The organism is Occallatibacter sp. (assembly GCF_049802275.1).
GTDB lineage: Bacteria > Acidobacteriota > Terriglobia > Terriglobales > Acidobacteriaceae > Telmatobacter.
The window spans coordinates 1-12,249 of the sequence record NZ_JBARMD010000563.1 but is presented as its reverse complement, the minus strand read 5'-3'; the positions used below and the strand labels follow the sequence as shown (position 1 = coordinate 12,249).

Annotated in this window: 8 protein-coding genes; 6 read left to right on the top strand and 2 right to left on the bottom strand. The window is 56.4% G+C overall.

Annotation, left to right across the window (positions count from 1 at the left end; all coding sequences use genetic code 11):
- Nucleotides 1-453 precede the first annotated feature (453 nt).
- On the bottom strand, nucleotides 454-1,533 hold the full coding sequence (locus WA354_RS19420; protein WP_472814672.1) for a DUF7544 domain-containing protein: 1,080 nt from the start codon (nucleotides 1,531-1,533) through the stop codon (nucleotides 454-456).
- Between the two features lie 137 nt (nucleotides 1,534-1,670).
- Here WA354_RS19420 and WA354_RS19415 point away from each other — a divergent pair, with 137 nt between their 5' ends.
- The 6 genes from WA354_RS19415 (at nucleotide 1,671) to WA354_RS19390 (ending at nucleotide 10,457) form a co-directional block, all read left to right on the top strand.
- Nucleotides 1,671-2,723 carry an ABC transporter permease gene (locus tag WA354_RS19415; RefSeq protein ID WP_472814673.1) on the top strand — a complete coding sequence of 351 codons (1,053 nt, stop codon included), beginning with the start codon at nucleotides 1,671-1,673 and terminating at the stop codon, nucleotides 2,721-2,723.
- Between the two features lie 7 nt (nucleotides 2,724-2,730).
- Nucleotides 2,731-3,390, top strand: a complete 660-nt coding sequence (locus tag WA354_RS19410) for an ABC transporter ATP-binding protein (RefSeq protein ID WP_472814671.1) — start codon at nucleotides 2,731-2,733, stop codon at nucleotides 3,388-3,390.
- Between the two features lie 434 nt (nucleotides 3,391-3,824).
- Nucleotides 3,825-5,300 carry a xylulokinase gene (gene xylB, locus WA354_RS19405; protein WP_472814670.1) on the top strand — a complete coding sequence of 492 codons (1,476 nt, stop codon included), beginning with the start codon at nucleotides 3,825-3,827 and terminating at the stop codon, nucleotides 5,298-5,300.
- A 78-nt stretch (nucleotides 5,301-5,378) separates the two neighbouring features.
- Complete coding sequence (locus tag WA354_RS19400) at nucleotides 5,379-6,617, top strand: acyltransferase family protein (RefSeq protein ID WP_472814669.1); 1,239 nt, start codon at nucleotides 5,379-5,381, stop codon at nucleotides 6,615-6,617.
- A 309-nt stretch (nucleotides 6,618-6,926) separates the two neighbouring features.
- A complete protein-coding gene (locus WA354_RS19395) occupies nucleotides 6,927-8,924 on the top strand; it encodes a family 20 glycosylhydrolase (protein WP_472814668.1) in 1,998 nt (665 codons plus the stop codon).
- A 189-nt stretch (nucleotides 8,925-9,113) separates the two neighbouring features.
- Nucleotides 9,114-10,457 (top strand): right-handed parallel beta-helix repeat-containing protein, encoded by a 1,344-nt coding sequence (locus WA354_RS19390; protein ID WP_472814667.1) that lies wholly within the window; start codon nucleotides 9,114-9,116, stop codon nucleotides 10,455-10,457.
- Between the two features lie 76 nt (nucleotides 10,458-10,533).
- Here the strand turns inward: WA354_RS19390 and WA354_RS19385 are convergent.
- Nucleotides 10,534-12,249: glycoside hydrolase family 3 C-terminal domain-containing protein (locus WA354_RS19385; RefSeq protein ID WP_472814666.1), on the bottom strand; the 1,716-nt coding region annotated here is incomplete at its 5' end.

Sequence of the window (12,249 nt, the reverse complement as noted above, 5' to 3'; positions counted from 1 at the left end):
CCGGTTTGCAGAATGTGATCGGGTGAGGGTGCGGATGCAGTCATGGTGTCTCTTTCGTTCGGAGAATCTCGATTCGCCCTTGGGAGGAAACCGGCCAGCATTGAATGGGGAGACTTGCCGGCGGCAGGGAAGCGGGGACGGTTGCGAGTGAGACGAGTTTACATGAGGATGAGTTGGGTGGGGAATGGGCAAAATGGTGACGGAAACGAGAACGGTACTGCTGTAAATCCTGAGTTGTGACGTCCGCATAAGCGGCTATTCACCAACAATGGCAAAGCGCTTGTCATGTTGAGCGAAGCGAATCGGAGTCGAAACATCTGCGGTTATTCTTCCGGGCTTTCCAACTACAAAAAATGCTTACTTCCGAATAGATGCTTATACACCGGATTGATCGTTTCCTCAGTTCCCTAATTCTGAACCCGCAGTGCACGCCATTCCATCAACTGGCCACAATCATCGACCGCAAGGCGATTGGTTAAGAGCATCCGCAAGCACTCGATAATGGCCTGCATAAAACAAGATGGCGTAATTGCGAATCCATGTTGCCAACGGGCCACCGAGGCCAAGTGATATTAGCAGGCCAAAACCGATGGCCAGCAATTCGACCAAAACATCAATTGCAATGCGACAAAATGCTAGTGCTCCTGTCGCGTCTTCCAGGATTGAGTTGAACGCTACAGCGAACATCTCGAGAGATCCAAAAACCATCCGGCCTAAAAGCCAAGCAGCTAGTGCAAAAATGATCCCGATAATAAGTGGAAGCCCCAGGCGCAGTATAAAATACGAGAAGAAGGTCTCGCCATTTTTGCGAATTCGGACCTTTACAGAATTCCACGCCTCTCTAAAAGTGAGTTCCTCGAGCGCCATTTGCGGAAGAATGAAATCAACCATCACAATGTGGGCGATAGCGGCTCCGAGACAAACAAGAAAAGTAAATCCCATGCATGGTAGGAACGTCATGAGAAAGACTCCCGGATCGAATTTCCCTTCGGGCGTCCGCAGTTTGAAGACGGTTATGGCGACTGAGATGAATCCCCCCAGCACAAGAGTGGTCAATCCGGCCACGGTTAGCCAGAACAGCAAGGTCGCCCGAAAGAACCGCATGGCCGGAACCCGATAGAGCTCCCAGACGGGACCAACTCGCTTAGTCTCATGGGCAACGCAGTGGAAAAATACAAAGCGAAGATGAACAAAGACGTAGAAAACAATAAAGGAGAGCAAAATTATCAGCCCGGCTTCCAGAATTGTGAAGAAGATTGTCTCCGGAGGCAGCAGGGTGGTGAAGTCAAATTTAGAGATGTTGAACGAGAACAGATCCGGAATCCAAAACCTGGCGTTGACCATGACTCCTTCGCTAATTACGGCTATTGCAGCCAGCTTCAGGAATGTCCGACAACTGAATGGGCGGAAACCGTAGCGGAACGTGCGCAGCATGGCGGGCCAGACTGCTTGTGAAGCAGATAGCGATGGCATAGGAATTTCGAATTTCGCGGTCCAGTTTACGATAGCACCCAGTCGAAATGGCTGGGCCATTGTCAGACTCAACACACCGCGCAACGCAAAGCGACGGATTGAGATAAACTCTTGGAGGTTTCAGCCAGATAAATTCAGCTCGTCCGAAGCACTCCTTGATCAATAAACTTGTCCTCTCAAATCTCGCCCATAGACCCGTGCGCACAGTATTGAGCGTGCTCGCAATCGCGGTTGAAGTTTCGATGATCTTGACTCTCGTAGGCGTCAGTTATGGCACGCTGGACGGGACAGCTCGACGCGCCCGTGGTGTGGGAGCCGACATCATGATTCGTCCTCCAGGATCGTCGATCCTTGGATTGAGCACCGCGCCGATGTCAGATAAGCTCGTGGATTTCGTTGCCAGTCAGCCACGCGTCGCACTGGCGACCGGGACCGCGATTCAGCCTTTGTCAGGCTTCGATTCGATTACAGGACTTGATCTCGATCAATTCTCGAAGATGAGCGGCGGATTCCACTTTATAGAAGGAGGTCCTTTCGCGAGCGACCAGGACATGCTTATCGACGAATACTACGCCAAGGAGAAACGGCTGCACGTAGGCGACAAGGTCCAGTTGATTAATCAAGAATGGCGAGTCGCAGGCATCTTTGAATCGGGCAAACTGGCCCGCATTTGTGTGCGTATTGGCGTCCTTCAACGGTTGATGGGAAATGAACATCATCTGAGTCAGATTTACGTCAAGGTCGACAGCCCCGATCACATTCAGGAAGTACTAAGCGGATTGCGGGCAAAGATGCCAGCTTACCCCATCTATACGGTCGAAGAGTTCACATCTCTCCTGTCGATCAACAGCGTCGGGCTGCTAAGGAACTTTATCGGCGTCGTAATAGGTGTAGCAGTGATCGTCGGTTTCATCGTTGTGTTCATGGCAATGTATACCGCAGTGCTCGAGCGGACACGGGAGATCGGCATTTTGAAAGCTGTTGGAGCTTCGTCCGGCTTCATCCTCAATCTGCTTTTCAGGGAGACACTACTGCTCTCGATTCTGGGAACGTTTGCTGGGATCTTGCTCACCTACGTGACCCAATGGCTGATGCAGCATGCCGTACCGGCCAGCTTGACCCAGGAGACAGTCTACACATGGTGGCCGATTGCGGGCGGCATCGCCATTCTTGGCGCTTTGCTTGGCGTTATAGTTCCCGGCATTAAAGCAGTGCGGCAAGATGCTACAGAGGCGCTCTCGTATGAATGAGACGCCAATGATTCAAGTTCTAAATCTGTATAAGACATATCGCGCAGGTGATGTTGATGTGCACGCCTTACAGGGTGCAAATCTCGAAGTGTCTAAAGGTGAGTTCGTCTCCGTGGTTGGGGCATCTGGGTCTGGAAAATCGACGCTATTCAATATTCTTGGGGCACTGACGCCGCCCACCTCCGGCATCGTCCGAATCGATGGGAAGGACCTCAAAGATCTTTCAAACGCAGACCGCGCAAAACTCCGAAAAGACACGGTAGGCTTTGTTTTTCAGAAATATAATCTGCTGCCAACTCTGAACGCAGAAGACAACATCCGGATCGTCCAATTCATAGCGAACGGGAGAATGCAGTTCTCATCGGAGTTCCAGGAAATCTTGAATATCCTTGGTATTGCTGATCGGATGAAGCACAAGCCGCGTGCTCTATCGGGTGGTCAGCAGCAGCGCGTTGCAATTGCGCGAGCACTCGTAAACCGGCCCGCGATTCTTCTAGCGGACGAGCCGACGGGAAACCTTGACAGCCAAAATTCGACAGCGGTGCTGAAGCTCCTGGCCGATCTCAATCAACAATTCGGCCAGACCATCCTCATGATTACCCACGATCAAGTGGCTGCCTCTTTCGCCCGACGCTCTATTCACATGCGGGACGGTCAAATTCTCTGATTGACGGGCAGCGTCACCGGAGTTGCGAGCGGGTTGTGGACAATTCCCAAGTAAGGTTCTTCCCACGCGAATGTTCGGGGTGGCACTGAGAAAGGCAACCGCAGTCATGCATGGCGCTTTTCGCCACCCAGCGACCGTGAAAATAGAGGAGCCGATCATTGTGCTTTCCACCCAAGCTGCGCTTGGATGGGGCCCACCCAGTTTTGATCGAGGTATGAGAATTTTCAGGGCAGATCCTTCGACTGCGCTGCGCTTCGCTCAAGATGACAGCACTACAGGCCAGAGCCCCTTCGATGGCAGCAACCCATCGTGGCCAAGACCACCTCTCCATCGGTTATGGCTGTTCTTGTCTGGCCAGAGAGCTTTCCGGCGCTGACCAAAGCTGGTATGCTGCGTGCGCAGAGAAAACCGATTTACGCGAGGAGTGCAAGGCGATGTGGTTCCTGGGAATGGATGTGGGTACGGGCGGTACGCGGGCCGTGGTTGTCGACGCGAACGGCAAGCTGATCAGTGGAGCTTCGAGCGAGCACGCTCCCTTTCGTACGCCGCATCCCGGATGGGCCGAGCAGGACCCCGAGGACTGGTGGCGTGCGGCACAGGAAGCAATTAGGTCTGCCCTGGCTTCCGCTCCCGAGCCGCGTCAGCCTATTGCTGGAATCGGACTGACTGGGCAGATGCATGGCGCGGTGATGCTGGATGAGAAAGGCACGGTGCTGCGACCGGCGCTGATCTGGTGTGACACGCGCACGCAGCCCGAGTGTGACTGGCTGCACGAGAAGATCGGTTACGAGAAGCTGATTGAACTTACGTGTAATCCGGCGCTGCCGAATTTCACTCTGACCAAACTGCTGTGGGTGAAGACGCATGAGCCGGAGATCTTCGCGAAGATTCGCCACATCATGTGCCCGAAGGATTACGTGCGCTATCGGCTGACGGGCGAGTTCGCGATTGACGTGCAGGAAGCGAGCGGAACCCTGCTGCTGGATGTGACGCACCGGCGCTGGTCGAAGGAAGTGGCGGAGGCGGCGGGGATTCCTGAAAGCTGGCTGCCGAAGGTGTATGAGTCGCCTGAGGTTTGTGCGCGGATCAGCGAGACGGCGGCGGGAGTGACGGGGCTGAAGGCTGGAACTCCAGTGGTGGCTGGCGCGGGGGACCAGGGCGCGGGTGCAGTCGGCATGGGCATTCTGCAACCGGGCTCGGTATCGGCGACGATCGGCACTTCGGGCGTGGTGTTTGCGGCGACTGCACAGCCGACGAAGGATCCCAAGGGACGCATGCACACGTTCTGCCACGCTGTGCCGGGTGTGTGGCACGTGATGGGGGTAACGCAGTCGGCGGGGTTGAGCTTGAACTGGCTGAAACAGACATTCTTTGCTGGACAGAACTATGACGGCATGACGGCGGCGGCGGAGAAGGTTCCGGCTGGAAGCGAAGGCCTAATGTGGGCTCCGTATCTGATGGGAGAGCGTACGCCGCATCTCGATCCGCAGGTTCGTGCGGCATTTGCCGGCATCTCGACGATCCATACATCGGCGCACTTCACGCGCGCTGTGCTGGAAGGTGTGGCTTATTCGCTGAACGATTCGTTTACGCTGTTTTCTGAGTTGGGAATTCCGCTGAGTGCGGTTCGGCTGGGGGGCGGTGGTGCTCGCGGTCCGCTATGGCGCAAGATTCAGGCGGGCGTCTACGGGCAGGCGGTCGAGGTGCTCACGGCGGAAGAGGGCGGAGCGTTTGGATGCGCGCTGATGGCGGGCGTGGGCACAGGGCACTGGGCGAGTCTCGATGCGGCGTGCGGGCAGGCGATTGAGGTGGCTCAACGCATCGAGCCGGATGCGGCTGATCTCGCTGCGTACAAGGCCGGGTACGCGGAGTGGCGGAAGCTTTATCCGGCGCTGAAAACTCTACGGTAAGCGTCGAAGTGTTCCTGTAGGATGTTGGGCAGCCGAACTGGTTGCGGTTGGCGACTTTCTACACGGAGCACATCAGCAGTGGTCACGAGCCAGGCATCTAACCCTTCCGTCGATGCGCTTTCGGCGCCGGAGAAGAGTTCTGCGCCGCCTCCGCGCAATGTTGCGGTCGATGCTTTTCGCGGGCTGGTGATGGTGCTGATGATGGGCGAGGTGATGCGCTTCGCGGATATTGCGCGCGCATTTCCGGGTAGCTCGTTCTGGCGGATTCTTGCTTATAACCAGACGCATGTTGAGTGGGCGGGGATGAGCCTGCACGACACGATTCAGCCGGGGTTTACGTTTCTGGCGGGCGCGGCATTGCCTTATTCGATCAAGAGCCGGCAGCGGAAGGGCGAGAGCTTCGCGTACATGCTGTTCCACACGATGTGGCGGAGCGTGCTGCTGGTTGCGCTGGGTATTTTTCTGCGGTCGACGGACAGCCCGATTACCTATTACACGTTTGAAGACACATTGAGCCAGATTGGGCTGGGGTACACGTTTGCGTTTCTGATTGCGTTTCTGAAACCGCGCTGGCAGTGGATCTGGCTGGGGGTAATTCTGTTTGGGTACTGGCTGGCGTGGGCTCTGTATCCTGCACCGGGGGCGAACTACGACTGGGCGGCGGTTGGCGTTTCGCAGGAGTTTGTGCAGAAGTACCAATACCACGGCTTTGCGGCGCACTGGAACAAGCACAGCAATTTTGGCAACGCGTTCGATGTGTGGTTTTTGAATCTGTTTCCGCGGACGAGCCGGTTTGCGTTCAACGTGGGCGGATATCTGACGCTGAGTTTTATTCCGACGCTGGGGACGATGCTGCTGGGGCTGATTGCGGGACGGTGGCTCCACGAGAATGCGCCGAAGATTCCGCTGCGGAAGTTTGCGATTGCAGCGGTGGCGCTGATGGCGGCGGGGCTGCTGCTGCACTTCACAGGGATCTGTCCGATTGTGAAGCGCATCTGGACTCCGGCGTGGACGCTGTGGAGCGGGGGAGTGTGCTTCGCATTTCTGGCGGCCTTCTCGTGGGTGATCGATGTGCGGGGATACAGGAAGATTGCGTTTCCGCTGATGGTCGTCGGCACGAATTCGATCGCGGCGTATTTGATTGCGCATCTTTGGGAGGAGTTCATCCTGAACAGCTTCAAGATTCATCTGGGGATGCGGTTCCTGAATATGCTTGGGGCTGGATTGGAGCCGTTGTTTCTTGGTATGTTGACGATGATGGCGTATTGGGTGATTTTGTGGTGGATGTTTAAGAAGAGAATATTTATTCGGATTTAGTCTTGGCGCATCTCTGGTGCGATCGGCGGTTATTGGATTGGGGAAAGCCCCGGGCCTGAAGGCCGCGTTCAATTGAATGTCGACGTTTCAGGGGCCTCGGGCCCCTGCTCCCTCCGATGTAGCGGTAGGATTTCAGACGTGCATCGTTGGGAACGAGTCCAGCCGACCCATTGCAGTTGTAGGAGCGAGAGGCAGGATATAGTCTTGCTGGAATTCAAACGTTTTTATTTGGGGGCTCTGATGCGTTTTGGGACGATCGCGGCTTTATGTGTTTTTGCGTTTATGGTAGTGGGGGCTTCGGCGGAGAGTGTGCCAACGTGCGCGGATTTGAAGCTGGTGCCGGCGGTGCGAGAGTGCACTGCGGTTAAGGCCATCCCGATTGGTTCGATCGGATTGCGGATTGTCTCAGGCAAAAACGCTGAGGACGAATTTGCCGCGAACGATCTTGAGGAGTCGCTCAAGGCGCGGGGCATCACTGTTGGGAAAGCGAACGCCGTGACGATCAGGTTGCTGCGAGTTATCCCGGAGCACGGTAAAGAGAGCCTCGAGGAGTACAGGATTGCGCCGACTGCAGCGCGTGGTCTCTCCGTAACAGCACAGACTGATGCAGGCATCTTCTATGGTGCGCAGACTGTGAAGCAGCTTGTTCGCGGATCGGGTGAAGAGGCTGAGTTGCTGGTTCCGACGCTTCGCGACTGGCCGGCGATGGCACATCGTGGCTTGAGTGATGACTGGTCGCGTGGACCGCTGCCAAATGCGGAGTTCCTGAAGCGCGAGATCCGAACGCTTGCTGCGTACAAGTACAACATCTTATCGCCGTATTTCGAATACACATTTGCATATGCGAGCACGCCAGTTGCCGCGTTTCCCGGTGGCGCTTTCACTCCCGATGAAGCTCGAGAACTTGTGGCATACGCGGCGGAGTATCACATCACGATCATTCCGGAGCAGGAAGCGTTCGGGCATCTGCATCATGTGCTGAAGTTCGAGCAGTACTCGAAGCTGGGAGAGACGCCGCGAGGTGCCGTGCTGGCACCGGGCGATCCGGGAAGCCTGCCGCAGATCGGAGAGTGGTTTGGCGAACTGGCGAAAGTCTTCCCCGGCCCGTATGCGCACATTGGAGCGGATGAGACTGACCAGCTAGGTCTGGGGCGCACACGCGACGAGGTTGCACAGAAGGGATTGGGCGCGGTTTATCTCAACTTTCTTTCGCAGATACACAAGGAACTGGAGCCGAATCACAAACGGCTGCTGTTCTGGGGAGACATTGCCGAAAACTCGCCGGAGCTGGTCGGCACTCTGCCGAAGGACATGATTGCGGTTTCATGGCACTACGACGCGAAGCCCGACTTTACCCAGAATCTTGAGCCATTTATCAAGTCGGGGCTGGAAACATGGGTGGCGACGGGCGTGAATAACTGGAATCGCGTCTACCCCAACAACAACGAAGCGCTCGGGAACATCCGCGGATTCGTGCGTGATGGCCAGAAGCTTGGTGCAATCGGGATGCTCAACACGGTGTGGAACGACGATGGCGAAGGCATATTCGACGAGAACTGGTTCGGCATTCTCTTCGGTGCGGCGGCGGCGTGGCAGCCGGGTGAGAGTTCTGAAAGCACCTTTATTGCCGCTTATGGCCACGCATTTCACAACGATCCAACAGGCAAGATAAGCCAGGCGCAGCAGGAACTGATGGCCGCTCACGCAACATTGAAGAAAGCAGGGCTCGACGACGCGCAGGATTCTTACTTCTGGGTCGATCCGTTTTCGCCTGAAGGCCAGCAGGTCGCAAGGAAGCTCCTGCCAGTCGCGTCGGAACTTCGTCTGCACGCCGAAAGCGCTATCACGCTTCTCGCGCAGGCGCGCGCTGCTGCAAAGCTCGATAACCCTGAAGCGCTCGATGCAATTGAACTCGGGGCGCGGCGCATCGACTTTATTGGGTACAAGTTTCAGGCGGCGCAGGATTGCGCAGTTCTTTATGCGAGAGCGCAATCGCTTGCCGGCGATCAGAGTCACTGGAGTGAAGTTTCAGATGCGCTTTACTCGATTGGATCGAATAATGGGCGCATTGAAGACATTCGCGATGGATACTCGCAGATCGGTCAGCTCTTTCATGATGCATGGCTGCGTGACAACCGCACATACTGGCTGGCCAACAACATGGCCCGCTACGATCGCGCAACGCAGATGTGGGTGGGCCGAGGCAACGCTTGGCAGAACGTTGTTCAGCACTGGTGGGACACTCACACTCTGCCGCCTGCGAGCGAAGTCGGCTTGCCTGTACCGCCCACTCCGACAGAAAAATAGACCGACCTGACGACTCATTTTGCGAAGGGCGGAATGCGACGGCGTTGTGTCCCTGGACAATTTCTTGCCACGCTCTCCGCGGCGGTTGCGATCACTTCGCGATTTGTGTGAATTGGCGGAGTTTTTGCTTGACGGTCTCTAAAACGAGCGCCGAAAATTGGGTTCCCACTGAACTCCCCAGGAGGTCACATGTCCCCAACAACTCTTCGCAAAGTGCTGTTTCTCTGTTGCATCGTTCTGATTGCAGGTTCGCATCAGAAAGCCGCAGCCGCAACTCTGTGTGTGAATCCTGCAGGTTCGCACGGATGTTACTCAACAATCGCAACCGCTGTTGCTCATGCTTCGGCATGGGATGTGATCAACGTTGGCCCCGGCACCTATAAAGAAGATGTCGTAATAGGCAAGCCGCTCTCGCTGATCGGTGCGGGTGCGGGCGCTTCTATCATCGACGCCACTGGTCGTGGGAACGGCATCTTTGTTGACGGATTCGACAACGCAGGTCTGGATCACGTCAACATCGCCGGATTCACAGTAAAGAATGCGAACTGGGAAGGCATTCTGGTTGTCAGCGCATCCGACGTTACGATTCGCGATAGCAAGATCACCAACAACACCAAGGCACCCTCCATGTTTACCGGCAATCCTGGGGCATGTCCGGGACAGCCAGCGTTCGAGACGGATGAGACCGGCGATTGCGGCGGAGGATTGCACCTCATCGGCGTCTGGAATTCGACCATTTCTGGAAATACAATCACCAAAAATGATGATGGCATCCTGGTGAGCGACGAGTCTGCGCCGAGTCACGACATCCTGATTATCCAGAACAGCGTGAACGACAATCCAGGCGAGTGCGGCATCGTGCTTGCGTCACATCCACCCGTGGGAGCAATCGGATCGGCACATCACGGTGTCTATCACATAACAGTCGATGCCAATGATGTCGAAAACAATGGCGTCGAAGTGGGAGGCGCCGGCGTAGGACTCTTCTCTGATGGGATTGGTTCCGGCCGGGCCTCAGGAAATGTGATCAGCCACAACAGGCTTATAGGCAACGGCATTGGCGGTGTTGCGTTGCATACGCATGTGGGTCCGAATTTCCATCTCCCAGCGGACAACATGGGTGGCAACGTAATCATCAGCAACTACATCGCCAAGAATCTCGCTGATGTGGATGACACCGCAACTGGCGGGCGCGTCGGCATCAACATCAACAGTGGCGGCGGCGGAACCCCCGTAAACGGAACTATCATCTCGCATAATGTCATCACCGACGAAGACATCGATGTTGCGGTCAACACCCCGGCATGGGTCAACATTCATTTGAACGATCTGCGTGGGGGGAAAGTCGGTGTTGCCAACGTCTGCACCCTCGACGACCCAAGCTGCAAAGGCGGCAGTGATGCCAGTGAAAACTACTGGGGCTGCGCCAAGGGACCAGGCGGATGGGGATGCTCGACAACTACCGGCCCCAATATCCTGTTCACTCCGTGGCTCAATCAGCCCGTCGACGGAGATGATCAGGATCAGCACTAAAATCGATCCACACAAAGCAGAAGGGCCTGCCGCAAATCAACGGCAGGCCCTTTCCTATTGAGTTTCAGTGGTGTGTCTAGTTGATGGTCAGATCGGCGTGCAGCGGCGTGTTCTCGCTGGAGTCGCCGACGAGGATTACGAATTTGCCAGGGTCGATGGTCCAGTTGTGCTTCGCCTCATCCCAGTAGCTGAAGGCGCGCGCATCGAGCGATACCGTTACATGCTTCGTTTCGCCGGGAGCGAGGCTTACTTTCTCGAAGCCCTTCAACTCGCGTTCGGGCCGCTTGGCCTTTGCTGACGGATCGGAAACGTAAAGCTCGGCTACTTCCGCACCCTGCGTTGACCCTGTGTTGGTCACGTCGAGACTCACCGGCACAGTTGAACCCGAGGTCGCCGTCGCGGGCGCGTTCAGGTTTGAGAAGCTGAAGGTCGTGTAGCTGAGGCCGAATCCAAATGGGAACAGCGGATGCTTTCCCGTGGTGGTCCAGTAGCGATAGCCCACCATCAGCTTGTCTTCGTACTTCACGTGCGGGATGACGTAGTCCACCGGCGGGCGATTGTTTTCGACCACGTGCAGCTTTGTGTCTGCGCCCTTGATCGGATAGTAGTAGGCGTACGACGGATCGTCCTGCCAACTGCGGTCGAAGCTCACCGGCAATTTGCCTTCGGGGTTGTGTTTGCCGAAGAGAACTTCGGCAATGGCAGTTCCGCCCTCCTGGCCGGGATACCACGCATGCACCAGGGCAGGCACCTTGTCGAGCCAACGTTGCGTGTCGAAACCACCGCCGCCGATGAAGGTCACCACGGTGTGCGGATTCGCCGCCACCGTTGCCTCGATCAGCGCGTCCTGCCCCCAAGGCAGCGTGAAACTGCGATCGAATCCTTCGCTCTCGGTCGAAGGATTGAAGCCCACGGCGACGACAACGACATCGGCGACTGACGCGTATTGCTTAACTTCGGCTGAGATCATGTCCGCTTCATTCACAATGCCGAGGCCGAAGCGATTGCCGACGAAGCCCGGAAGATAATCGCCAACAACTTTGATGGTCTGTCCGGCGCTCAAATCGATCGATGCAGACTCGGGGTGCTGTCCTTCAACTTGCTCCTGCTCGATAATCTGTTTGGCATCGACGCTGACCATGTAGTGATCGCTGCCCGAAGCGGCGGAGAGTACCAGGTACTTGCCGGCCTTCGGGGCTTTGAAGGAGCCGGAGTAGCGAATGCTGCGCGGTGTCTTGTCTTCCGGGCCCCACCACTCCTGCTTGTAGTTGTTGATGTTTCGCTGTGTCGCGGTTTCGGGAGAGCCGGTGAAGTTCTTGCTCGGGTAAGTCGCGGCTTTCAGGTCGGACTCCCAGTGCGTCTGCCCGAAGATGTCATTCATCTCAGGCAGCCCGCGCGTGTAGAGAATGTGCGTATCTGGCCCAACCAGTTTGCCGATTCCAGTCACAATGCTGACCGGCTCGAACGCCGCTGCCTCTGAGGATCCGCCGCCGCCTGTCACTGCGGGCCATGCATCCGGTCCAATGATGGCGATCGTCTTCACCTTCGTCGCGTCAAGGGGCAGCGTGTGCCCTTCGTTCTTCAGCAGCGTAATGCTCTCGAGCGCGCCTTTCAACGCTGTCGGCCGGTCGGCTACCGAGTAGGTTGAAACCGCGGGATCGAATTGCGGGCGATCGAGCCAGTCATAGCGCAATGCTACCCGGAATATCCGCAGCACCTTGTCGTCGATCGTCGCTTCTTTCACTGTGCCGTTTTTCACGGCCGCCACGAGCGTCTGCGCGTTCATAAAGCG